We start from the raw sequence: 22,720 nt of genomic DNA, 5'->3' as shown, positions 1-22,720 counted from the left end.
GATTCAAGGCACCCGCCTGAGCAAAGTCAGGCGGGTGTGACGGGGCTTACTTCGCGCCGTTGAGGGTCGCTTCGGCCACTGCGCCATCCTTGAGTTGCCACTTGTCGAGGATCTTCGCGTAGCTGCCGTCCTTGATCATGTCGTTGAGGGTGGCGATGATCGCCGCGCTCAATTCAGGATTGTTCTTGGCCACGCCCAGACCGGTCAGCTGACGCGCGAGCGTGCCGCCGATGACCTTGAACACGCCTGGCTCCTGGCCCTGAATGTACGGCAGGGTTTCGCTGCCTTGCACGGCGGCATCCAGACGTCCCTGACGCAGTTGCGCACGGGCATCGGCGCTGCCTTCGGTGCCGATCACGACGATGGCCGGCTTGCCTTTGGCGACACAGTTGACGTCACTCCATTTGGCGATTTCCACCGGGAACGTGGTGCGACGGCTGGTGCCGATTTTCTTGCCGCACATGTCGTCGATGTTCTTCAGATCCTTTTGGGATTCGAGGGTGTAGAACTGCGGGCCGGTGCTGAAATAGTCAACGAAGTCGACGGTCTTCTGGCGCTCCGGCGTATCGGTCATGCCCGACATGACGATGTCGATACGGTTGGTCGCCAGGCCGCTGACCATTTGTTCGAAGGCGGTTTCCTGCCATCTGATTTCGATGCCCAGACGCTTGCTGATTTCAGTGCCCAGGTCGTAATCGATGCCCGTCAGTTTGTTGGTGGCCGGGTCCTTGAAGTCCATCGGCGGATAGTTCGGGGCGATGCCCGCCGAAATGTAGCCTTTCTCGGTGATGGATTTTGGCAACACGTGAGTGTCTGCTGCCCAGCTGGAAACCGAAATCAGGGCGGACAATACGGCGGTAGCGGTAAGCGCGAAAGTTTTCAAATCGGACATCCTCAAAAAGGCGGTGAGTTTCAGTTCAGAACGGCAGCAATAAAATCTTGAGTGCGCTGGTTGCGCGGGTTCATCAGTACGTCTTCCGGCGCGCCGGTTTCGATGATCTGCCCGGCATCCATGAACACCACGCGATTGGCGACTTCGCGGGCAAAGCCCAGCTCGTGAGTCACGACCACCATGGTCATGCCGCTCTTGGCCAGGTCGCGCATCACCGACAACACTTCGCCGACCAATTCAGGGTCGAGGGCGGAAGTCGGTTCATCGAACAGCATCAATTTCGGCCGCATGGCCAAGGCGCGGGCGATGGCGACGCGCTGTTGCTGGCCGCCGGACAACTCGATGGGATAGCTGTTGGCCTTGGATTCCAGGCCGACGCGCTTGAGTAATTCGAACGCCAGCGCGCGGCATTCTTCCACCGGCTGGCGCAAGACCTGCACCGGACCTTCGAGGATGTTGTCCAGCACGGTCATGTGCGCGAACAGGTTGAAGCGCTGGAACACCATGCCGGTCTTCAGGCGCTGTTTGGCGATTTGCTTGTCGCTCAGCTCGATCAGCTTGTGGCCTTCGGAACGAAAGCCGACGATTTCGTCATCGACCCACAAACCACCCGCGTCGACTTTTTCCAGCTGGTTGATGCATCGCAGCAGCGTGCTTTTGCCGGAGCCAGACGGACCGATGATGCACAGCACCTCGCCGTGGGGGATTTCCAGATTGACGTTCTTGAGCGCCTGGAAGTCGCCGAAGAACTTGTTCACGTCTACAGCTTTGACGATATTCAGCATGATCAGCCTCCTCGGCTCAATTGCGTTTGCCAGCGCCACGGGCGAAGCGTTTTTCCAGTCGCGCCTGACCCAGGGTCAGCACGGTCACCACTGCCAGATACCAGATACCGGCCACGATCAGCAGCTCCATGACCCGGGCGTTGGCGTAGTAGATGTTCTGCGCGTTGTGCAGCAGTTCCGAGTACTGGATGACGCTGGCCAGACTGGTCATTTTCACCATGCCGATGAACTCGTTGCTGACCGGCGGGATGATGATGCGCATGGCCTGGGGCAGGATGATCCGGCGCAGCGCCTGCAAGCGCGGCATGCCGATGGCCTTGGCTGCTTCGTACTGGCCGCTGTCCACCGACAGCAGACCGGCACGCACCACTTCGGCGGTGTAGGCGCCCTGATTGATACCAAGACCGAGCAGCGCGGCGGCGAACGGGGTGATCACTTCGACAGTCTTGAATTCGAACAGACCGGGAATGCCCAGGGTCGGGAAAATCAGCGCCAGGTTGAACCAGAGCAGCAGCTGCAAAATCAGCGGCGTGCCCCGGAACAGCCAGGTGTAGCTCTGCGCCACATAACGCAGCAGCGGGTTCTGCGACATGCGCATCACCGCCACCACTACTCCGAGCACGACCCCGAGCGCCATGGCCAGGATCGACATGGTGATGGTGTTCAACAGGCCGAACATGATCGATTCGGCAGTCAGGAACTGCGCAACGAACGACCATTCGATGTTGCCGTGAATGAACGCCTGAACCAGTCCGATCAGCAGCACCGCAATCAGCGTGGCGGCGGCGTAACGGCCGAAGTAGCGGCGCGGGACGACCTTGTAGGCCGAGATGTCGTACTTGGCGGCGAGCGACACGCGCTCGTCTTTGCCTGGGGCTTGAATCTGTGCCATGTGCCTTGCTCCCGGTATTGGTTTAGCCGCGCGGACCGGCGTAATCCAGAGCCCATTTTTCCTGGGCGATCAACTGCTGCTTGAAGCGCTCGATCTGCTCGGCAACGCGTACCGGAGAAGTCCCGCCCCAACCGCTGCGGGCGGCCAGTGCTGCTTCCAGCGTCAGTGCATCGAGCACTTCCGGCGTGAGGCGCGAGTCGGTGTCAGCCAGTTGTTTGGTAGTGAGTTCGTCGAGGCCGATGTCGTTCTCTTCGCAGAGCTGCACCAGCTTGCCGGTGATCTCGTGGGCTTCCTTGAACGGCACGCCGCGCACTGCCAGCCAGTCGGCGACTTCCGTAGCGAGGGTGAAGCCCAGTGGGGCCTGACGCAGCAACTCGTCCACGCGCACTTTCATGGTCTGCACCATGCCAGCAAAGGCTGGCAGGACCAGATGCACGGTTTCCAGGCTGTCGAGAATCGCGTGTTTGTCTTCGCTCAGGTCCCGGTTGTAGGACAGCGGCTGGGCCTTGAGCACCGCAAGGATGCCGGTCAGGCTGCCGATCAACCGGCCCGACTTGCCACGCGCCAGTTCGGCGATATCCGGGTTCTTTTTCTGCGGCATGATCGAGCTGCCGGTGGCATAGCCGTCGTCCAGTTCAACCCAGCGGAATTGGCGGGAAGTCCACAGGCAGAATTCTTCGGCCAGACGCGAAATATTGATGCCCAGCATGCTGCTGCAAAACAGGAATTCAGCAACGTGGTCACGGCTGGCAACGGCGTCGATGGAGTTCTCGCAAGGACCGGCATAACCCATCTCGGCGGCCGAGCGCTGCGGGTCGCGAGCGATGGCGGAACCGGCCAATGCGGCGGCGCCCAGTGGCGATAGATTGAAGCGCTTGTCCCAGTCCTGCAGGCGCTGGATGTCGCGATGAATCGCCTGGGCGTGAGCCATCAGGTGATGGGCGAACACGATTGGCTGCGCTTGTTGCAGGTGCGTGAAACCCGGCGCGATGGTGTTGATGTGTTGCTCGGCCTGGGACACCAGCGCCTTCTGCAATTCGAGGATCGCCAGGGCCATGACCCGCACTTGATCACGCAGGAACAGACGCATGTCGTTGGCCGACTGATCGTTGCGCGAACGACCGGCACGCAGCTTGCCGCCCAGAGTGCCGAGACGTTCGGTGAGCAGGCGTTCGATGAAGGTGTGTACGTCTTCATCAGCAGCAATCGGGTCGATGGAGCCGGCGGCGAAATCTTCGTCGATGCTGCGCAGCGCTTCAATGATGCGCGCGGTTTCGGCGGCGTCGAGCAGGCCGGCACGGTTCAGCTCGTTGGCGTGAGCCTTGGAGCCAGCGATGTCGTACGGGGTCAGGCGAAAGTACGCTTTTGGAGATCTGGACAGGTTGGCCATGGCTTCGGCCGGGCCGGATTTAAAGCGGGCTCCCCAAAGACGATCAGTAGCATCAGACATGTAAATTCTCCGTTGGCACGTGGATTGCTCAAGCACTTTCAAGCGATGTGAAGATCGCTGGGTTGTAGGCAGGTGAGCAATGGAAGTTTGTCTTCAAACAAAAATGAATCGATTCGATGGGAGGGATGCTAGGAAAAATTAACAAGCGGGGAAATGTTTTAAATGACAAGTCAACTTACTGAAAGTGGAAACCTGCCCAAGCGAAGTGGTGATGTGGCGATTTCAATGGCCAGTGCCATGGACTTGAAACTGTTCAAGGTTTTTCGGGCCGTGGTTGAGTCAGGAGGGTTTACCGCCGCACAGGTTGAACTCAATATCAGCCTGGCTGCTATCAGCAAACAGATATCGGATCTTGAAATACGCCTGGGCATGCGTTTATGTACGCGCGGGCGGGAAAAGTTCTGCCTTACAGAGCAAGGCAAGATTATTTACGAAGCCAGTCTGGACCTGTTCATGGCCCTGGATAACTTCCGCGATCGGTTGGGGAATGTACGCGGCGAGTTGCTCGGTGACCTGAACATTGCTGTCATCGATAACACCGTTTCCGACCCGTATTCGCCACTGGTGGATGCCCTGAAAGCCTTGCAGAGCAAGGCTCCAAAGGCCAGGGTGCGTTTGAATGTGGCGCCGCTGGACGAGATCGAACAAGGCATTCTCAAAGGCCGGTTTGCCGTCGGTATCGTACCGGTGTACAGCGGCAAAGATGACTTTCAGGTCATGCCGTTGTATGACGAAACTTCAGAGCTCTATTGCGCATCCAATCATCCTTTTTTCGCAATGGCCGATGAGGATATTGACGAAAAGTGCCTCGCTGAAGCCGAATTTGTCGAGCACGCTTATGCGGTGCATACATCAAAGCCAAAGCTTCTTGGATTGCGCAATGTGACCGCCGTTGCAACCCAGGTAGAAGCGGTGGCTATCTTGATCAAGACCGGTCGTTATCTGGGTTACTTACCTACACATTGGGCCGGAAGTTACGTTGAGCGTGGCGAGATGCGCTCCGTAATGGCGCAGACATTCAGCATAGCCACGCCGTTCAAACTGTTGTACAGGCAACAGGTGCCACGTAACCCATTAGTGGATGTTTTCTTGCAGATCATGCAGGAAAGTTCAGGTGTTAATAACGTCGGGTAATAACTTCACAATAAATGCACAGCAACGGTGCAATGTTGCGTATATCCGTAACAAGCGCACCTTATTTGCCCATTAGAGCCCGATTGCGCCTTCCCGAGTGGCCTCACGTAGCTTCTGCAGGAAAATCGATTCGGCCTTGGTCAGGCGCTGGTCCAGATTCCACATCAGATTGATATCCACCGAACCCACGCCAGCTTCTGGTGGCAGACGCCATAAGCGACCCGCCTGCAACTCGTTCTGACAGATGTGCTGCGGCAGACAGGCAATGCCGAACCCCGCGAGCACCAAGCGCAAAATTTCCTGAGTGTTGGCCGACGAGGCGACGATCTGCCCGGTGAGTTCGTGGTGGTCACGAAACTCGGCCAGCGACGACAGCGTCCCGCCCAGCAAGTCGCCGGTGAAAATAATCAGCTGCTCGCTGCGCAGATCATCGAGGGTCAAATCTTCGCGCCCGAACAACGGATGCAGGTCGCTGCAATAGAAGGCGTAGTGCTCCTGAGTCAGGCATTGCTGACCGAGCCAGACTGGCGCGGCGCGATTGACCGCCAAGCCGAAACTCGCGGTTTTCTGTGACAGCGCGCTGAGGATCGCGTCGCTGGACTGCACGTCGATTTCCAGGGTGATGCCCGGATAGTCACGATGCAGTTGGGCGAGAAACTTGTCATATATAGCGCAATGAATGCCGCTCACGGTCAGCAGCCGAACCTTGCCGACGATCTGGTCTGAAGTGCGTTCCAGTGCCGCGTCCAGCTGGGTGAAATGCCCCTGCACGTCAGCGGCCACGCGCAGGGTTTCGATGCCCGACTGAGTCAGCAGAAAACGCGGCCCGCGCCGTTCGATCAGCGCAGTGCCCAGTTGTTCTTCAAGACGCTTGAGCGCCTGACTGACCGCTGGCTGCGACAGGTGCAGGCGCGCGGCCGCACGGCTGATGCTCAGTTCTTGAGCGACCACTTGAAAGGTGCGTAGCAGATTCCAGTCCAACCGTTCGCCCAAGGGTCTGGAAGGCGGGCGGATCGGCGTTGCCTGGCTGGTGGTTTGAGTCACTTCGCGGCCTTTATTGGTGAAAAAAATAATGAATATAAGGAATCGCACATTGTGCTTGCGCAGCGTTTGCTCTTAAAAAGACTGCACGAAACACGCCATGACCTTTTTTGATGGTAAGCACCATGTCCTCTTCTGCCGCTTCCACCACATTGCCGCTGCACATGCCCGAGTCGGAACGCAACGCCCGCTGCGAACTGGCAGCGCTCTATCGTCTGCTGGCCCATTTGCGCATGACCGATTTGATCGACACGCATATTTCCCTGCGTGTGCCAGGCGAGGCCGGGCATTTTCTGATCAATCGTTACGGCACGCTGTTCGAACGCATGACCGCCAGCCAGTTGGTGAAGATCGATGGCCAGGGCAATGTCGTGGATGAGTTCTTCCCCGATCATCGCGTCAACCGTGCCGGCTTCGTGATCCACTCGGCGATTCACACGGCGCGCCCTGATGCACATTGCGTGATTCATACCCACACTGCAGCGGGTATGGCAGTGTCGGCACAAGCAGCGGGCTTGCTGCCGCTGAGCCAGCACGCGCTGAAGTTTTACAACCGCCTGAGTTATCACACGTACGAAGGGATCGCCACGGACATCGCCGAGCGCGAACGTCTGGTGGCAGATCTGGGCAGCACCAGCGCGATGATCCTGCGCAACCATGGTTTGCTGGTGACTGGCGGATCGGCGGCCGAAGCGTTTTCCAATATCTACTTTCTGGAACGGGCTTGTCAGGCGCAGATCCAGGCGATGGCGGGCGGCACGGCTCTGGTTCAACCTGACCCGCAAGTGTGCGAACACACCGCACAACAGTTCGAAGCCGACGACTCTGAAGGCATTACCGAACTGGCCTGGGAAGCGGCGCTGACCATGATCGATGCGCAGCGCAATGAATACTGTTCATGAAGCCTCTGGTTTTGCTGGGCACTGGCAATGGTCTGGAGCGCGTTCGGGAAATGCTCCTGGCACGCCAGCCGGAACTGACCATTGTTCGTCCCGGAGACGCCGACGCGGCCGATGCAGAAGTTGCGTTGTGCTGGAATCCGGCGCCCGGCAGTCTGGGCATGTATCCGCATTTGCGCCTGATCCATTCCATTGCTGCCGGAGCCGATCAGATTTTCAAGGACACCAGTCGCAATCCGCAGATTCCCGTCTGCCGAATCGTCGATCCGGACCATCGTCTGGGTATGGTCGAATACGTGCTCTGGGGCGTGCTGCATTACCACCGGGGTTTTGATCAAGTCCTGCGAAATCAGGCATGGGTGTTCTGGGATCGCCCCGCGCAGCGTCCGGCCAAACAGACCAAAGTCGGTGTGATGGGTTTGGGCGAACTGGGGCGCGCGGTTGCTTCGCAATTGGCCGCACTGGATTTCGATACACGTGGTTGGGCACGACGTGCGCAGCAGATCGAGGGCGTGACAACCTTTCAAGCGGGCGAGATCAAGGCTTTTTTGAGCGGGCTGGACATTCTGGTCTGCTTATTACCCCTTACCACTGAGACGGTCGGCATTCTCGGCAACGAAACCTTTGCGCACATGGCAACCGGTTCGGTGGTGATCAATTGTGGGCGTGGCGAGCACTTGAATCGTGAAGACTTGCTCGCCGCGCTGGACAACGGTCAGCTGCGCAACGCCTTGCTGGACGTATTCGAGCAGGAGCCGTTACCGGTTAACGATCCATTCTGGCATCACCCACAGATTTGCGTGACACCACACATTGCATCGTCTGCCTCCTATGAAGTGATAGCCGGGCAAATCCTGGAGAATCTGGTGCGCCTGGAATCGGGGACGCCTTTGGCCAACGAGATCAATCCGGAGCAGGGATATTAAAGAAAGCTGACGCTGCAACCCTCAATCCGGTAGGAGGGGACTTGTCCCCGAAGGCGTTTGCTGAGGCCGCGGAGAGTTCCAACTACCTCTTTGACCGGTCAATTGCATTCGGGGACAAGTCCCTTCCTACCAGGCAGGCCAAGGCGGAGTTTGTTCACGTTTTTAAAACAGTCATCCAATAAGAAATGCCATCGCGAATGTATTGGCGAGCTACACACCTTTTGAACTGCCAATAACTTTCCCGTCGCCCAACGAAGGTGGCGGGATGCGATAACCAACGGAGCAGCTGTAATGAATGTGAATAAATTGAGCGTCCTCGCCCTGGCGATGGCGGCAGGCACTGTGCAACCTGTTTTTGCTGAATCCCAAGCGGATGCAACCGGGTTTATCGAAGGTTCGAAGTTGAGCGTCAAGGCGCGCAACATGTACATGAACCGTGATAACCGCGCCACCGGCGCAACCCAGGCTTACGGAGAAGAATGGGCGCAAGGTTTCATCGGCAGTTTCGAATCCGGCTTCACCCAAGGCGTGGTCGGTTTCGGTATCGATGCATTGGGCCTGTACGGCTTGAAGCTGGATACCGGTGACGGCCGTACCGGCGGCGGCACTGGCTTGCTGGAACAAGACAGCAGCGGCGCGAAAGATAACTACGGCTATGCCGGCGCAGCGGTAAAAATGCGTGTCTCGAAAACCGTGGCCAAGTTCGGCGACCAATACGTCAACAACCCGGTATTCGCAACTTCCGACAGCCGTCTGCTGCCGGAAACTGCACAAGGCCTGTTGATCACCAGTAATGAAATCGACAACCTGACGCTGCAAGGCGGTCACTTCACCGCGTTGAAAAACCGCAACCAGAGCAATCATGACAGCGCTGGCCTGACGAGCATCAACTTCGGTGGCGGTCTGTACAAATTCAACAAGAATCTGTCCAGCAGCCTGTACTATTCGGACGTTGAAGATTACTGGCGCAAATACTACGGCAGCGTAACTTACGCCCTGGCCTTGACCCCGAAAGATGTCGTGAAGTTCGACTTCAACGCGTACGACACTAAAAGTGTCGGCAAGGAATTGGGCGGTGATCTGGACAACACCATCTGGAGCCTGACCGCCGGTTACACCATCGGCGCGCACAGCTTCCAGGTCGGTCGTCAGATCGTCAACGGCACCGGTGACTACAAGTACGGCGTTGACGGCAACAGCACCATTTTCGTCGGCAACTCCATTCAGTATTCCGATTTCAACTACGCCAACGAAAAATCCTGGCAGGCCCGTTACGACATCAACATGGCGACTTATGGTGTACCGGGTCTGTCATTCCTGGCGCGCTATATCAAGGGTGAAGACTTCACTACGGCTACCGGCGACAACGGTAAGGCGTGGGAGCGCGATATCGACGGCAAATACGTGGTTCAGGCCGGTCCGGCCAAAGACCTGAGCCTGCGTGTGCGTCACGCCAGCTATCGCAGTTCGGATCGCGGCGGCGAAATCGACGAAATCCGCGTCATCGTCGAGTATCCGCTGAGCATCCTGTAACCCGTTTCGATTTTTCCGGTCGAAATCAACGCTCACTCCGCGCATCACGGAGTGAGCTTTTTCGTTGGGACAGCGGTGTCGGCCAATCGCGCAGCCGGAACTCCTGTCCGCTTTTGAGCAGTGCCTCCCGGGCCGTCAACGGTGGCGTCCAGTTGAGCAGCTGTTGCGCCTTGCTCGAATCAACTACCAACGAAGCACATAACGTCGAATACATGGATTGTTTGCCGACCATTCTCGCCCCCCAACGCATCAGCCAATCGGGCACTGGTAATAACCGTGCCCGGCCTCCCATGCTTGTGGCGAGTTCACTGACGATCTGCGAAGTCGACATATCCAGGCCATCTGAAACCAGAAACAGTTCATTGGCGGCGGCGGGATGTGCGATACACAACGCAAGGAAGTCCACCAGGTTTTCCAGCGCGATCATGCTGCGCTTGTTGTTGATCAAGGCAAACGGCATCGGCACGCCGGACGCGACCCATTGCAACAGGCGCGGGAAGTTACGGGGCGCGTGGGCGGCGTAGACCAGCGGAGGCCGAATAATGACGAACTCCATGCTGGTGTCCGCAAGCAAAACCATCAGTCCGCGTTCGGCCTCCAGTTTGGACCGCGCATAGTCGTCCTCTGGCGCAGGAACAGATTCTTCGGTGAAGGGGGCGTGGGTGGTGTGCGAGCCATTGACGCCAACGGAACTGATGAAGATGAACCGTTTTACTCCGGCTGCCAGCGCTTGCTGGGCGAGGGCCAGCGTCCCTTCGACGTTGGTTAGCCAAAGTTGATCCAGCTGGCTGATGCCGGGGCCGGTGGGTGTCTTGAGATGGGCGGCGACATGAACGACGACATCGACGCCTTGCAGCGCTGCAGACCAATCGGTTGTTGCGCAGCAATCGCCCACGGGAATCAACGGAGCAACGGATGGGGCGGCGTGCTGGCTGCGTGTTGTGCCTGAAACCTCGTAAGTCGTCTCGGCGGTCAATTTCGCCAATAACGCTTTCCCTATGTAACCGGTTCCACCCGTGACAAGTATTTTCATAATCATCCTGAAATAATCAAACATTAGGTCCGCAGCCCTGCGCGTTGTAGCTCGCGGGCACTCTGATTTACGGGGAGAGGTTAGCCGTTATTAAAGAGGTTAGATTTTTTTTAGCGCAACTGTCTAGCGTGCTAATGAACAGCTTTCAGGCTTTTATCAGGGAATTAACAGGTGTGTAGCGGGTGGTTTGCGGGTGGTGAGAATAATGACTCGGACTTTCAAACAGATAGCTTGAAAAGCCAGCATTGAGTGCCGGATGCAATTAATTGAAGAGTTGATCGATGGTGTAACTTCAGCGTTACATGTAAATCTCCGGATCTGCTGCGGGTGCAGAGAAAACTGTTCTCTGCACCTGCGTTTGATCAGGCGATGCGCGCTCAGGCAAAGACAAAATACTTGCGTACCGTCTCGACAACCTCCCAGATGCCTTTCATTCCCGGCTCAACCACAAAGATGTCACCGGCCCGCAGATGAATCGGGTCCATGCCATCCGGGGTGATGATGCAGTAGCCTTCCTGGAAATGGCAGTATTCCCACTTCACGTAATCCACTCGCCATTTGCCCGGTGTGCAGATCCAGGTGCCCATGATCTTGCTGCCGTCTTCGGACGTGTAGGCGTTGAGATTGACGGTGTGCGGGTCGCCTTCGAGTTTTTCCCATTTGCAGGCATCGAGCACCGGTAGCGGGTGGGTATCGCGCAGGACAGTAATCGGCGTAGACATGGACAGCTCCAGGGTATGGGCGAAAATCGCTCGGCTACCTTAGGGCGGTTGGTTGCAGCTCAGTTGTCTGTGCTCGACATCCGGGTATCCAGAAGCGCAGCTCAAAACCTCCAGTAACGCCCCGGCGTAACCCGGCAAGGCCGCGAAATTCACTGCACACAGCAGCAGTTTTCGGTCGGCCCATGGGTCAGTCAAGGCGATGCTTTTGAACTGACGTTCTCCCTGCCAGCGCTCGATGGCGGCTTGTGGGACGATGCCCAGGCCGGCGCCGTGGGCAACCATCCTGATCGCTGCGGCAAATCCTTCGGCCCGCACCCTGATGCGTAGGCGTTTTCCGGCATGCAGCGCCTGGCCTTCGAGGTAAATCGCCATGGCGCTGTTGACGGCCAAACCGACAAACTCGTAATCCAGAAGCTGGTTGAAGCTCAGGGTGGTCTGATCCTGCAAGGGATGGTCCAACGGCATGATCACCGCCAGAGGGTCGGCGCGGAACGGCCGGGTCTGCAGGTCGCTGGCATCGACAGCGTCGGAAATGATGCCAATGTCCGCCGTCCCGTGGCGCACCGCATGCAGGATGCGCAGGCTCGGATGTTCCTCGACTTCGATGTCGATGTTGGGATGACTCACCAGAAAGTCCGCCAGCAATTCCGGCAGGTGTTCACTCAGCGCGGAGGTATTGCACAGCAGGCGGACCTGGCCTTTGAACCCTTTGGCGTAATCGGCAAGATCAAATTGCATGCGCTCGACCTGTTGCAGTATCAATCGAGCATGCTGCGCCAGGGCTTTGCCTGCCGGAGTCGGCGTCACACCGCGACGGCCGCGTTCGAGCAGGGCAATGTTCAGTGAGGCTTCCATCCCCCGAATCCTTGCGCTGGCCGAGGCCAGGGATAGATGGCTGCTGGCTGCACCGGCGGTGATATTGCCGCTTTCGAGCACGTTCAAAAAAAGTCGCAGATCAATCAGATCGAAGTGCATGGTCAGCCTTTGACGTGGGCGATAGCTTTTGTCTCTACCTCTGCCTGAGCTGGAGGCTGGCTCAATGCATGACAGATTTTCAGATTCCCGTGACGGCGTCAGCATAGGCCCATGAATGAAATTATCCAACACTATCAGGCACTCGGCTGGGCCTTGTCGGCTCTGGTGATGGGCACCTTTTTGCTGGCTGGCACGGTCAAGGGCGTCATTGGCCTGGGCTTGCCGACGGTCGCGATGGGGTTGCTCGGGCTGGCTATGCTTCCGGCGCAGGCAGCCGCGTTATTGATCATCCCATCGACCTTGACCAATCTCTGGCAACTGGCGGCGGGCGGCCAACTGCGGGTGCTGATCCGGCGCCTGTGGCCGCTGCTGGTGATGATCGTGATGGGCACCGGACTGGGTTCGATCGGCATCGGGATGAGCGGCGGGCATTCAATGACCCGCGCGCTGGGTGCGGCATTGGTGTTGTATGCCTTGAGCGGGCTGTTCCTGCCGACGCTGCACATTCCGGCGAGACATGAAAGCTGGCTGGGGCCGCTCTGCGGGTTGCTGACTGGCATCATCACCTCGGCGACCGGCGTCTTTGTCATTCCGGCGGTGCCGTATCTTCAGGCGCTCGGGCTGGCGCGCAACCAGCTGGTGCAAGCGTTGGGCCTGTCATTTACCGTTTCCACCCTGGCGCTGGCCGGCGGTCTGTTCTGGAACAATGCCTTGGGCGGCGGTGAACTCGGCGCTTCATTGCTGGCGCTGATTCCGGCATTGCTCGGCATGTGGTTCGGCCAGTGGTTACGCCAGCGCATCAGCGCGCAACTGTTCAAACGCATATTCTTCACAGGCATGGGCGCGCTGGGATTGCATCTATTGATCGGTGGATGAATCGGCATGCTTTGTTGCCCTGAACAGCGCTAATATCCAGGCTGTTTTGAGTGGAAGACAACAATGAAAGCGCGCTCCGATGAATTGCAGGTATTTATCTCGGTGATCGAGTGCGGGTCGATTTCCGCTGCGGCCGAACAGGTTGGACAAACGCCCTCGGCCATCAGTCGGACCTTGTCGCGCCTTGAAGCCAAGCTGGAAACCACGCTGATCAACCGCACCACGCGGCGCATGGACCTGACCGAAGAAGGCAAATTCTTTCTCGAACGGGCCAGGCTGATCCTGGCGCAGATGGAGGAACTGGAAGAGCGGCTTTCCCTGCGCCAGCAAACGCCCGCCGGCCGTTTGCGGATCAACGCGGCGTCGCCGTTCATGCTGCATTCGGTGGTGCCTTACGTCGCCGAGTTTCGTGAGCTTTATCCAGACATCCAGCTCGAGCTCAACAGCAACGACCTGATTATCGATCTGCTGGAGCAAAGCACCGATGTCGCCATTCGCATCGGCGCCCTGGCGGACTCGACCCTGCACGCTCGCTCGTTGGGCAGCAGCCCGCTAAACATCCTCGCCAGCCCTGACTATCTAAAAAAACATGGCATGCCAGGCAGCGTCGAAGCGCTGGCCGAGCACGTGCTATTGGGTTTTACCCAGACCGAAACCCTCAACCACTGGCCGCTGCGCCATGCTGAAGGAGATCGACTGTTTATCCAGCCGGCTATCGCCGCTTCCAGTGGCGAAACCTTGCGGCAGCTGGCGCTGGCGGGCGAGGGTATCGTGTGTCTGTCGCACTTCATGACCCACGAAGACATCCGCCTGGGGCGACTCAACATCATCCTGCCCGACGCCAACACAGGCTATCGTCAACCGATCAACGCCGTGTATTACCGCAACTCGCAGCTGGCACTGCGCATTCAGTGTTTTCTGGATTTCATTCAGCAGAAGATGGCGGGTTATGCGGTGTAGGCAAACATCGAATCTCGGTAGGAGGGGACTTGTCCCCGAAGGCGATCCCTCAGCCGACGTCACTTTCGGATTATCTCGCTGTCCGTCCAATTGCTTTCGGGGACGAGTCCCCTCCTACCGGAGGGATGTGATTGCCGATGGCGGGTTGGTGATTCATTTCTTCCACGCAAAAGCCATCGGACTTGTCCCCGAAGGCGATACCTCAGCCGCCGTCTTTCGAATTGTTTTGCAATAGCTTTCGGGGACGAGTCCCCTCCTACCGGATGGTTTGTGATTGCGGGTTGGTGATTCGTGCCTACAACGCAAAAGTCATTTCACCAGCCCCGTCTTTTTCAACATGAATCCGAAGCCGATACTGATCCCATCATTCATCGCAACCTTGGAGTCACCATGAACGTATTCATTACAGGCGCCGCCGGTTTCATCGGTGGTTCCATCGCTACCGGTCTGGTCAAGAAGGGTCATAAGGTTACCGGTCTGGTGCGCAGCGCCGAACAGGCTGAGGAAATGACCGCACTGGGCATCACGCCGGTGGTCGGCACCCTGGACGACAGCGCGTTGCTCACCGAACAGGCGCGCAAAGCTGATGGTGTGATCAACGCCGCCAGCAGCGACCATCGCGGCGCGGTCGAAGCGCTGATCGAAGGCCTCAAAGGTTCGAACAAGCCGTTTCTGCACACCAGCGGTTCCAGCATTGTCGGCGACGCGTCCGGCGGCAAGGGCAGCGATGTCATCTATTACGAAGGCCAGTTGCCGGAGCCGACCGCCGACAAGGCCGCGCGCGTTGCCATCGACAACCTGGTGCTCGATGCCGCCAAACAAGGCGTGCGTTCGGCAGTGATCTGCAACACCTTGATCTATGGCCACAGCCTTGGCGTGAAGCGTGACAGCGTGCAGTTGCCGCGATTGATCAAGCAGGCGCGCAAGAGCGACATCATGCGACACGTCGGCCCGGGCGAGAACATCTGGTCCAACGTGCATATCGAAGACGTGGTCGAGCTGTACGCGCTGGCCCTGGAGAAAACCCCGGCCGGCACCTTCTATTTTGTCGAAAGCGGCGAAGCGGCCTTTGTCGACATGAGCAATGCCATCGCCAAGGCGCTGGGCCTGGCTGTGGTGCAGGACTGGCCGCTCAAGGATGCCGAGGCCGAATGGGGCTATGAAATGGCCAACTATGGCCTGGGTTCCAACAGCCGGGTACGCGGCAAGAATGCACGCGAACTGCTGGGCTGGGTTCCGAAGCGCACTTCGGTCACCGACTGGATTCGCGACGAACTGGTTGTATAAGACCTGCGACGCGTAATTGCCAAAAAGCGGCCACCTTCGGGTGGCCGTTTGCGTTTGTGCCATTCCTGGTCATTAATCAGTGCCGTCAGTTCTGCAAATAATAAGGAAGCGTTATGCGACTCGTCATGTTCAAGACATTGGCTTTGTCTGTGGCCATTGTCAGCTCGTCGGCGGCGTTCGCCGTGACTCTGGAAGGCGGCGCGGTGGCTTCGCCGGACCAATACGGCGCCGAAGTCGCGGCACAGATTCTCAAGAAAGGCGGCAATGCCGTCGACGCTGCGGTGGCGACGGCCTTCACCCTGGCGGTGACTTATCCCGAAGCGGGGAACATTGGCGGCGGTGGCTTCATGACCCTGTTCATGGACGGCAAACCGTATTTTCTCGATTACCGGGAAACCGCGCCGAAGGCCGCCTCGCGCAACATGTACCTGAACGACAAAGGCGAAGTCATTGAAAACATGAGCCTGGTCGGCGCCCGCGCAGTGGGCGTGCCGGGCACGGTGATGGGCTTGTGGGAAGCGCATCAGAAGTTTGGCAAGTTGCCGTGGTCCGAGCTGTTGACCCCGGCCATCGGTTACGCGCAGAACGGCTTCAAGGTCGCCGAAAAGCAATACATGTATCGCCAGGAGGCGCTGGAACTGTTCAACGGCACGACCAATTTCAACGATTATTTCGGCAACATGAAAGTCGGTGAAACCTTGCGTCAGCCGGAGCTGGCCAAGACCCTCGAACGCATTGCCGACAAGGGCGCGAAAGAGTTCTACGGCGGCCAGACCGCTGATCTGCTGGTGGCGCAGATGCAGCGTGATAATGGCCTGATCAGCAAACAGGATCTGGCGGATTACAAAGCTGTCTGGCGCAAACCGCTGCACGTCAACTGGCGCGGCAACACGCTGTATACCGCGCCATTGCCCAGTTCCGGCGGCGTCGCCTTGGCGCAGTTGATCGGCATCAAGGAGCAGCGCGCCGAAGACTTCAAAGGCGTTGCACTCAACTCGGCGCGCTATATCCATCTGCTGGCGGAAATCGAAAAGCGCGTGTTTGCCGACCGCGCGGATTACCTCGGCGATCCGGAATTCTCCAAGGTGCCGGTCAACGAATTGATCGACGAGGCGTACCTCGCCAAGCGTGCCCATGAAATCAATCCGACGGCCATTTCACCTACGGCAAACATCAAGCCCGGCCTTGAGCCGCATCAGACCACGCACTTTTCTATCGTCGACAAACAAGGTAACGCGGTCAGTAACACCTACACCCTGAACTGGGATTACGGCAGCGGCGTTGTCGTAAAAGGTGCGGGTTTCCTGCTCAACGACGAAATGGATGATTTCAGCTCCAAGCCGGGCGTGGCCAATGCCTTTGGCGTGGTGGGCGGCAGCGCCAATGCCATCGAACCGGGCAAGCGCATGCTGTCTTCCATGAGCCCAAGCCTGGTGACCCGCGACGGCGAAGTAACGCTGGTGCTGGGCACGCCGGGCGGCTCGCGGATTTTCACGTCAATCTTTCAGGTGCTGAACAATATCTATGACTACAAGCTGCCGTTGAAGGAAGCTGTCGGCGCGCAACGGGTGCATCACCAGTTGCTGCCCAAGGACACCATTTACTACGACGCCTACGCGCCACTGACCGGCAAGCCCGCCGAAGACCTCAAGGCCATGGGCTATAAGCTTGAGGATCAAGGCTGGGAGATGGGTAATGTGCAGGCGATCAAGATTGACGGCACGAAGCTGGAGACAGCGTCCGATCCACGAGGGCGGGGAGTGGGGATGGTGGTGAAGTAATTGCAGATAAGGAGATCGAACCGTGGGAGCGAGCTTGCTCGCGAATCAGGCGCCGCGGTGGGTCAGATCCACCGCGTCATCGTTCTTCGCGGGCAAGCCTCGCTCCAACAGGAAATCACCTAGTCATGCGGTGTTAATGATGCTCACGCGTCGCGCGGAATTTCACGTCCGCCCAGCGCTCTTCCATCAAGGCCAGGTTGACCCGGGTTGGCGCCAGGTAGGTCAGATGACCGCCGCCGTCCAGCGCGAGGTTTTCCACGGCCTTGACTTCAAACTCTTCGAGCTTCTTCTTGTCCGCGCATTCGATCCAGCGCGCTGACCACACTGTGATCGGCTCGTAGGCACATTCAACTTTGTATTCTTCTTTCAAGCGGCTGGCGACCACATCGAACTGCAGCACACCCACGGCGCCGAGAATGATGTCGTTGCTGCGCAGCGGGAAGAACACCTGCGTGGCGCCTTCTTCGGCCAGTTGCTGCAAGCCCTGACGCAATTGCTTGGACTTGAGCGGATCTTTCAGGCGCACGCGACGGAACAGCTCCGGAGCGAAGTGCGGGATACCGGTGAAGCCGAGGTTTTCGCCTTCGGTGAAGGTGTCGCCGATCTGGATCGTGCCGTGGTTGTGCAGGCCGATGATGTCGCCGGCGTAGGCTTCTTCGAGCATTTCGCGCTCGGACGAGAAGAACGTCAGTGCATCGCCGATGCGCACTTCCTTGCCCAGACGCACATGGCGCATTTTCATGCCCTTGTCATAGCGGCCCGAACAGATACGCATGAAGGCGATCCGGTCGCGGTGCTTGGGGTCCATGTTTGCCTGGATCTTGAACACGAAACCGGTGAATTTCTCTTCAACCGGCTCCACGGTGCGCTCGTTGGCAACCCGCGCCAACGGCATTGGCGCCCAGTTCACCACGGCATCGAGCACGTGATCGACACCGAAGTTGCCCAGCGCCGTGCCGAAGAACACCGGCGTCAGCTGACCGTTGATGAACTCTTCCTGGTTGAATTCATGGCAAGCGCCCTGAACCAGTTCCAGCTGATCGACGAAACGATCGTACTCGTCGCCCAAGTGTGCGCGGGCTTCGTCCGAATCGAGCTTCTCGATGATCTTGACGTCGGTGCGTTCGTGGCCGTGGCCAGCGGTGTAGACAATGATGTAGTCGTCGGCCAGGTGGTAAACACCTTTGAAGTCGCGGTAGCAACCAATCGGCCAGGTGATCGGCGCAGCCTTGATCTTCAGGACTGCTTCGATCTCGTCCAGCAATTCGATAGGGTCGCGAATGTCGCGGTCCAGCTTGTTGATGAAGCTGACGATAGGCGTGTCGCGCAGACGGCAAACGTCCATCAGCGCGATGGTCCGTGGCTCAACGCCTTTACCGCCATCGAGCACCATCAGGGCCGAGTCGACGGCGGTCAGGGTGCGATAGGTATCTTCGGAGAAGTCTTCGTGGCCCGGGGTGTCGAGCAGGTTGATCATGTGATCGCGATACGGGAACTGCATGACCGAGGTGGTAATGGAAATACCCCGTTGTTTCTCCATCTCCATCCAGTCGGATGTTGCATGGCGGTCGGACTTGCGAGACTTCACCGTGCCGGCGATGGAAATGGCCTTGCCCATCAGCAGCAGCTTCTCGGTGATGGTGGTCTTGCCCGCATCCGGGTGGGAAATGATGGCGAAAGTGCGGCGTTTCGCGACTTCGGCGGCCTGGTGGGTCATGGGAAATCGCCTGGCAGGTGAGTCAAAAAAGGGCGCAGATTATAGCCTATCTCGATGCAATAACCGAACCGTTCAGCACATGCGCGGTGGCCAATTACTATCTTGTGTGGGAACCTTTCAGGTCGTGGAGACGTCCACTCCCCTGATACAGCCATCGTCAGGGTCCGCAAAATCAAAGGGTTAGCTTGACGAAGCTGCGCTAATGGCTTGTGTTTTCGCCGAGGTTCACCCTCAACGGCGACCCACCCGCTGCTCTTCGCGAACGTTATTCCTTGATGACCCGCAATGGTCGATCAACGGCAACGCGTTCGCCGACTGAAATAAGGAGTCCGCCTGTGGCTAATCGCTATGGCAAGGGGCTGATTGGAGGTGCGGTTGTTATCGCACTCCTGGCCCTGCTGATCCACTGGATCGGCATAAGTACCATCAAGCAATACCAGGATGACCTGCTGTTTTATCTGCAAGCTCACCTGATTCTGGTTCTGGTTTCAATGTTGGCGGCCCTTGTGGTCGGGATCCCGGCGGGCATTGCCCTCAGTCGACCCAGCATGGTTAGCCGCGCCGAACGCTTCATGCAGATCTTCAACATTGGTAACACCATTCCTCCTCTCGCGGTTCTGGCCATCGCCCTGGGTATCCTCGGCATCGGCAGCGGGCCCGCCATCTTCGCGCTGTTCCTGGCCTCGTTGCTGCCCATCGTGCGCAACACTTATGAAGGCCTGAAAAACGTTCAGGGTTCACTCAAGGAAGCCGCGGTCGGTATTGGCATGACGCCCCGCCAGGTGCTGTTGCGTGTCGAATTGCCCAATGCCGTGCCGATCATCGTCGGTGGCGTGCGTGTGGCACTGGCAATCAACGTCGGAACTGCGCCGCTGGCCTTCCTGATTGGCGCCAACAGCCTCGGCAGCCTGATTTTCCCCGGCATCGCCTTGAACAATCAGCCGCAATTGCTGCTGGGCGCGGCGTGTACCGCTTTGCTCGCGCTGCTGCTCGATGGCCTGGTGACATTCGCCAGTCGTATCTGGCTGGAACGCGGCCTGACTCGCTGAGCGAAAGGAACTCCAATGAAAAAATTATGCTTGTTTCTAGGCTTTGCCTTGCTGTTCCCGGCATTGGCCCAGGCAGCGGATAAGCCGCTGCTGCGCATTGGTGCCCGGGTATTTACCGAGCAGACCATGCTCGCTGAATTGACCGCGCAATATTTGCGTACCAAAAACTACGACGTGCAAATCACTGGCGGTCTGGGCAGTAACCTGGCCCGCAGCGCACAGGAAAGCGGTCAGTTGGACTTGTTGTGGGAATACACCGGCGTGTCTCTGGTGGCCTACAACCATGTCGATGAAAAACTCGACAGCGAACAAACCTACGCCCGGGTGAAAGAACTCGACGCGAAAAAAGGCTTGGTCTGGCTTTCACCGTCGAAATTCAACAACACCTACGCGCTGGCCCTGCCGCAGAAAATTGCTGACCAGTACCCGCAGGTCAACACCATGACCGACCTGACGAAAGTGCTCAAGGACGAAGCCAAAGAGAATCATGTCGTAGCGCTGGACACCGAGTTCGCCAACCGTTCCGACGGCCTGATTGGCATGGTCAAGCATTACGACATGAATCTCGGTCGTGAAAATACCCGGCAGATGGACGCCGGCCTGGTCTACACCGCGCTGCGTAACGGGCAAGTCTTCGCCGGTCTGGTCTACACCACCGACGGTCGCTTGAACGCCTTCAAGCTCAAAGTCTTGCAGGACGACAAGCGTTACTTCCCGGACTACACCGCTGCGCCGGTGATTCGTCAGGAATACCTGGATGCCCACCCGGAAATCGCCACGCTGCTCAAGCCGCTGGCGGATCTGCTGGACAACCAGACCATGATCGACCTCAACGCCCGCATCGACGTCGGTCACGAAAGCCCCTCTGTTGTTGCCGCGGATTTCCTGCGCCAGCACCCATTGAACTGATTAAGGAGAAGACATGAATTTCTTGAGTACCTTCTCCCATCTGGACTGGCCGCTGATCCTGCACCTGACCTGGCAGCACATCACCCTGGTCGGGATCGCCGTGACCCTGGCCATCGTCGTTGGTGTGCCGTTGGGCGTAGTGATGACGCGCTTCCCGGCACTCGCCGGACCGCTGCAAGCCAGCGCCACGGTATTGCTGACCGTGCCGTCGATTGCCCTGTTCGGGCTGCTGCTGCCGTTCTACTCCAAGTTCGGTCAGGGCCTGGGTCCGATGCCCGCAATCACCGCCGTGTTCCTGTATTCGCTGTTGCCGATCATGCGTAACACCTATCTGGCGCTGACCGGCGTCGAACCGGGTATTCGCGAAGCCGCCAAAGGCATCGGCATGACCTTCGGCCAGCGCCTGCGCATGGTTGAACTGCCGATTGCCGTGCCGGTGATTCTCGCTGGCGTGCGCACTGCCGTCGTGATGAACATCGGCGTCATGACCATCGCCGCCACCATCGGCGCGGGCGGTCTGGGTGTACTTATTCTTGCTTCAATCAGCCGCAGCGATATGTCGATGCTGATCGTCGGCGCCGTGCTGGTCAGTCTTCTGGCTATCTTCGCCGACCTGCTTCTGCAATGGCTGCAACGCACGCTGACTCCAAAAGGATTGCTCAAATGATCGAACTTCAAAACCTGACCAAGATTTTTCAAAGCAACGGCAAAGAAGTCAAAGCCGTCGACTCGGTAAGCCTGACCGTCAACGAAGGTGAGATCTGCGTCTTTCTGGGGCCATCGGGCTGCGGCAAGTCCACGACCTTGAAAATGATCAACCGCCTGATCATGCCGACCTCCGGCAAAGTGTTGATCAACGGCGAAGACACCACCGGCCTTGATGAAGTGACCCTGCGTCGCAACATCGGTTATGTGATCCAGCAGATCGGTCTGTTCCCGAACATGACCATCGAAGAAAACATCACGATTGTTCCGCGCCTGCTGGGCTGGGACAAACAGAAGTGCCATGACCGCGCTCGCGAACTGATGAGCATGATCAAGCTGGAACCCAAGCAGTACCTGAATCGCTACCCGCGTGAACTGTCCGGTGGCCAGCAACAGCGCATCGGCGTGATCCGCGCTCTGGCCGCTGACGCACCGCTGCTGCTGATGGATGAGCCGTTCGGCGCGGTCGACCCGATCAACCGCGAAATGATCCAGAACGAATTCTTCGAGATGCAGCGCGCGCTGAACAAGACCGTGATCATGGTCAGCCACGACATCGATGAAGCCATCAAACTGGGCGACAAGATTGCCATCTTCCGTGCGGGCAAGCTGATCCAGATCGATCACCCGGACACCTTGCTGGCGCACCCGGCAGACGAGTTCGTGTCGAGCTTCGTCGGCCAGGACAGCACCCTCAAGCGCCTGTTGCTGGTCAAGGCCGAAGACGCCGCCGACAACGCGCCCTCGGTCAGCCCGGAAACCCCGGTCGCCGATGCGCTGGAAGTCATGGACGAAAACGACCGTCGCTACATCGTCGTCACCGACAGCGAAAACAAGGCCATGGGCTACGTACGTCGCCGCGACCTGCATCGCCAGACCGGCAACTGCCTGCAATTCCTGCGGGAATTCAACGCCACCGCCGCCTACGACGAACACTTGCGCATCCTGCTGTCGCGCATGTACGAGTTCAACCGCTCATGGCTACCGGTGCTGGATGCCGAAAACGTATTCCTCGGCGAAGTCACCCAGGAATCCATCGCCGAATACCTGAGTTCCGGCCGTTCGCGGGGTGGCAAGACGAGTATTGTTTCGCCGGCTGACGTTGTGGCAGACGCGCAGGCGTAATTAAGTTGTATCAAGCCCGGCGCTGCAAC

General features: G+C 58.2%; 21 protein-coding genes. 12 read left to right on the top strand and 9 right to left on the bottom strand.

Going from position 1 to position 22,720, the window contains the following annotated elements; genetic code table 11:
• Positions 1–46 precede the first annotated feature (46 nt).
• Genes AFK24_RS07215 through argH form a run of 4 tightly spaced genes read right to left on the bottom strand, consistent with a single transcriptional unit; the run spans position 47 to position 4,019 of the window.
• The gene (locus AFK24_RS07215; RefSeq protein ID WP_065832638.1) at positions 47–883 is read right to left on the bottom strand and encodes an ABC transporter substrate-binding protein; all 837 of its coding nucleotides are present in this window, start codon (positions 881–883) and stop codon (positions 47–49) included.
• 29 nt (positions 884–912) lie between these two features.
• A complete protein-coding gene (locus tag AFK24_RS07210) occupies positions 913–1,677 on the bottom strand; it encodes an amino acid ABC transporter ATP-binding protein (protein WP_020293085.1) in 765 nt (254 codons plus the stop codon).
• A 16-nt stretch (positions 1,678–1,693) separates the two neighbouring features.
• Positions 1,694–2,569 (bottom strand): amino acid ABC transporter permease, encoded by an 876-nt coding sequence (locus tag AFK24_RS07205; RefSeq protein ID WP_020293086.1) that lies wholly within the window; start codon positions 2,567–2,569, stop codon positions 1,694–1,696.
• Positions 2,570–2,591: 22 nt separating this feature from the next.
• Positions 2,592–4,019, bottom strand: coding sequence for an argininosuccinate lyase (argH, locus tag AFK24_RS07200; protein WP_065832606.1), 1,428 nt, complete (start codon positions 4,017–4,019; stop codon positions 2,592–2,594).
• 162 nt (positions 4,020–4,181) lie between these two features.
• On the opposite strand from argH, the gene AFK24_RS07195 reads away from it, so the two are divergent.
• Positions 4,182–5,153, top strand: a complete 972-nt coding sequence (locus tag AFK24_RS07195; protein ID WP_065832605.1) for a LysR family transcriptional regulator — start codon at positions 4,182–4,184, stop codon at positions 5,151–5,153.
• 72 nt (positions 5,154–5,225) lie between these two features.
• On the opposite strand, the gene AFK24_RS07190 is transcribed toward AFK24_RS07195, so the two are convergent.
• Positions 5,226–6,197 (bottom strand): LysR family transcriptional regulator, encoded by a 972-nt coding sequence (locus AFK24_RS07190; protein WP_170826302.1) that lies wholly within the window; start codon positions 6,195–6,197, stop codon positions 5,226–5,228.
• Positions 6,198–6,319: 122 nt separating this feature from the next.
• On the opposite strand from AFK24_RS07190, the gene AFK24_RS07185 reads away from it, so the two are divergent.
• From AFK24_RS07185 to AFK24_RS07175, 3 genes are all read left to right on the top strand, one after another.
• Positions 6,320–7,096, top strand: coding sequence for a class II aldolase/adducin family protein (locus AFK24_RS07185; RefSeq protein WP_065832636.1), 777 nt, complete (start codon positions 6,320–6,322; stop codon positions 7,094–7,096).
• The gene (locus AFK24_RS07180; RefSeq protein ID WP_065832604.1) at positions 7,093–8,019 is read left to right on the top strand and encodes a 2-hydroxyacid dehydrogenase; all 927 of its coding nucleotides are present in this window, start codon (positions 7,093–7,095) and stop codon (positions 8,017–8,019) included. Before AFK24_RS07185 ends, AFK24_RS07180 begins: the two co-directional genes overlap by 4 nt.
• A 291-nt stretch (positions 8,020–8,310) precedes the next feature.
• Entirely contained in the window at positions 8,311–9,552 is a 1,242-nt protein-coding gene (locus AFK24_RS07175; protein ID WP_065832603.1) for an OprD family porin, read from the top strand.
• Between the two features lie 25 nt (positions 9,553–9,577).
• On the opposite strand, the gene AFK24_RS07170 is transcribed toward AFK24_RS07175, so the two are convergent.
• The 3 genes from AFK24_RS07170 to AFK24_RS07160 form a co-directional block, all read right to left on the bottom strand.
• Positions 9,578–10,609, bottom strand: coding sequence for an NAD-dependent epimerase/dehydratase family protein (locus AFK24_RS07170; protein WP_240500356.1), 1,032 nt, complete (start codon positions 10,607–10,609; stop codon positions 9,578–9,580).
• A gap of 353 nt (positions 10,610–10,962) precedes the next feature.
• Positions 10,963–11,307 (bottom strand): cupin domain-containing protein, encoded by a 345-nt coding sequence (locus tag AFK24_RS07165; protein WP_020293094.1) that lies wholly within the window; start codon positions 11,305–11,307, stop codon positions 10,963–10,965.
• A 39-nt stretch (positions 11,308–11,346) separates the two neighbouring features.
• Positions 11,347–12,282 carry a LysR substrate-binding domain-containing protein gene (locus AFK24_RS07160; RefSeq protein ID WP_065832601.1) on the bottom strand — a complete coding sequence of 312 codons (936 nt, stop codon included), beginning with the start codon at positions 12,280–12,282 and terminating at the stop codon, positions 11,347–11,349.
• Between the two features lie 111 nt (positions 12,283–12,393).
• Here AFK24_RS07160 and AFK24_RS07155 point away from each other — a divergent pair, with 111 nt between their 5' ends.
• The 4 genes from AFK24_RS07155 (at position 12,394) to ggt (ending at position 17,186) form a co-directional block, all read left to right on the top strand.
• Positions 12,394–13,158, top strand: a complete 765-nt coding sequence (locus AFK24_RS07155) for a sulfite exporter TauE/SafE family protein (protein WP_065832600.1) — start codon at positions 12,394–12,396, stop codon at positions 13,156–13,158.
• Positions 13,159–13,221: 63 nt separating this feature from the next.
• Positions 13,222–14,118, top strand: coding sequence for a LysR family transcriptional regulator (locus AFK24_RS07150; RefSeq protein ID WP_065832599.1), 897 nt, complete (start codon positions 13,222–13,224; stop codon positions 14,116–14,118).
• Positions 14,119–14,508: 390 nt separating this feature from the next.
• Positions 14,509–15,405 carry an NAD-dependent epimerase/dehydratase family protein gene (locus AFK24_RS07145; protein WP_065832598.1) on the top strand — a complete coding sequence of 299 codons (897 nt, stop codon included), beginning with the start codon at positions 14,509–14,511 and terminating at the stop codon, positions 15,403–15,405.
• A 113-nt stretch (positions 15,406–15,518) separates the two neighbouring features.
• Positions 15,519–17,186: a gamma-glutamyltransferase gene (gene ggt / locus AFK24_RS07140; RefSeq protein WP_065832597.1), complete on the top strand. Its 1,668-nt coding sequence runs from the start codon at positions 15,519–15,521 to the stop codon at positions 17,184–17,186.
• 133 nt (positions 17,187–17,319) lie between these two features.
• On the opposite strand, the gene AFK24_RS07135 is transcribed toward ggt, so the two are convergent.
• Positions 17,320–18,903: a peptide chain release factor 3 gene (locus AFK24_RS07135; RefSeq protein ID WP_065832596.1), complete on the bottom strand. Its 1,584-nt coding sequence runs from the start codon at positions 18,901–18,903 to the stop codon at positions 17,320–17,322.
• Between the two features lie 335 nt (positions 18,904–19,238).
• Here AFK24_RS07135 and AFK24_RS07130 point away from each other — a divergent pair, with 335 nt between their 5' ends.
• The 4 genes from AFK24_RS07130 to AFK24_RS07115 are packed head-to-tail and all read left to right on the top strand — an operon-like array spanning position 19,239 to position 22,691.
• Positions 19,239–19,952 (top strand): ABC transporter permease, encoded by a 714-nt coding sequence (locus tag AFK24_RS07130; RefSeq protein WP_065832595.1) that lies wholly within the window; start codon positions 19,239–19,241, stop codon positions 19,950–19,952.
• A gap of 15 nt (positions 19,953–19,967) precedes the next feature.
• Positions 19,968–20,861: a glycine betaine ABC transporter substrate-binding protein gene (locus AFK24_RS07125; protein WP_065832594.1), complete on the top strand. Its 894-nt coding sequence runs from the start codon at positions 19,968–19,970 to the stop codon at positions 20,859–20,861.
• A gap of 13 nt (positions 20,862–20,874) precedes the next feature.
• Complete coding sequence (locus AFK24_RS07120) at positions 20,875–21,528, top strand: ABC transporter permease (RefSeq protein ID WP_065832593.1); 654 nt, start codon at positions 20,875–20,877, stop codon at positions 21,526–21,528.
• The gene (locus tag AFK24_RS07115) at positions 21,525–22,691 is read left to right on the top strand and encodes an osmoprotectant ABC transporter ATP-binding protein OsmV (RefSeq protein WP_065832592.1); all 1,167 of its coding nucleotides are present in this window, start codon (positions 21,525–21,527) and stop codon (positions 22,689–22,691) included. The genes AFK24_RS07120 and AFK24_RS07115 overlap by 4 nt, the downstream gene beginning before the upstream one ends.
• Positions 22,692–22,720: the final 29 nt, after the last annotated feature.

It is taken from the genome of Pseudomonas syringae (assembly GCF_001698815.1).
In the GTDB taxonomy this organism is placed as follows: Bacteria; Pseudomonadota; Gammaproteobacteria; order Pseudomonadales; family Pseudomonadaceae; genus Aquipseudomonas; species Aquipseudomonas syringae_A.
This window is presented reverse-complemented; position numbering and strand designations above follow the sequence as displayed.

What these genes read in the sequence shown, in the direction of transcription:
- AFK24_RS07210 (WP_020293085.1), bottom strand. Translation starts at nt 1,677, where the DNA reads ATGCTGAATATCGTCAAAGCTGTAGACGTGAACAAGTTCTTCGGCGAC.
- AFK24_RS07145 (WP_065832598.1), top strand. Translation starts at nt 14,509, where the DNA reads ATGAACGTATTCATTACAGGCGCCGCCGGTTTCATCGGTGGTTCCATC.
- AFK24_RS07180 (WP_065832604.1), top strand. Translation starts at nt 7,093, where the DNA reads ATGAAGCCTCTGGTTTTGCTGGGCACTGGCAATGGTCTGGAGCGCGTT.
- argH (WP_065832606.1), bottom strand. Translation starts at nt 4,019, where the DNA reads ATGTCTGATGCTACTGATCGTCTTTGGGGAGCCCGCTTTAAATCCGGC.
- AFK24_RS07115 (WP_065832592.1), top strand. Translation starts at nt 21,525, where the DNA reads ATGATCGAACTTCAAAACCTGACCAAGATTTTTCAAAGCAACGGCAAA.
- AFK24_RS07175 (WP_065832603.1), top strand. Translation starts at nt 8,311, where the DNA reads ATGAATGTGAATAAATTGAGCGTCCTCGCCCTGGCGATGGCGGCAGGC.
- ggt (WP_065832597.1), top strand. Translation starts at nt 15,519, where the DNA reads ATGCGACTCGTCATGTTCAAGACATTGGCTTTGTCTGTGGCCATTGTC.
- AFK24_RS07120 (WP_065832593.1), top strand. Translation starts at nt 20,875, where the DNA reads ATGAATTTCTTGAGTACCTTCTCCCATCTGGACTGGCCGCTGATCCTG.
- AFK24_RS07170 (WP_240500356.1), bottom strand. Translation starts at nt 10,609, where the DNA reads ATGTTTGATTATTTCAGGATGATTATGAAAATACTTGTCACGGGTGGA.
- AFK24_RS07165 (WP_020293094.1), bottom strand. Translation starts at nt 11,307, where the DNA reads ATGTCTACGCCGATTACTGTCCTGCGCGATACCCACCCGCTACCGGTG.
- AFK24_RS07185 (WP_065832636.1), top strand. Translation starts at nt 6,320, where the DNA reads ATGTCCTCTTCTGCCGCTTCCACCACATTGCCGCTGCACATGCCCGAG.
- AFK24_RS07205 (WP_020293086.1), bottom strand. Translation starts at nt 2,569, where the DNA reads ATGGCACAGATTCAAGCCCCAGGCAAAGACGAGCGCGTGTCGCTCGCC.
- AFK24_RS07155 (WP_065832600.1), top strand. Translation starts at nt 12,394, where the DNA reads ATGAATGAAATTATCCAACACTATCAGGCACTCGGCTGGGCCTTGTCG.
- AFK24_RS07160 (WP_065832601.1), bottom strand. Translation starts at nt 12,282, where the DNA reads ATGCACTTCGATCTGATTGATCTGCGACTTTTTTTGAACGTGCTCGAA.
- AFK24_RS07125 (WP_065832594.1), top strand. Translation starts at nt 19,968, where the DNA reads ATGAAAAAATTATGCTTGTTTCTAGGCTTTGCCTTGCTGTTCCCGGCA.
- AFK24_RS07135 (WP_065832596.1), bottom strand. Translation starts at nt 18,903, where the DNA reads ATGACCCACCAGGCCGCCGAAGTCGCGAAACGCCGCACTTTCGCCATC.
- AFK24_RS07150 (WP_065832599.1), top strand. Translation starts at nt 13,222, where the DNA reads ATGAAAGCGCGCTCCGATGAATTGCAGGTATTTATCTCGGTGATCGAG.
- AFK24_RS07195 (WP_065832605.1), top strand. Translation starts at nt 4,182, where the DNA reads ATGACAAGTCAACTTACTGAAAGTGGAAACCTGCCCAAGCGAAGTGGT.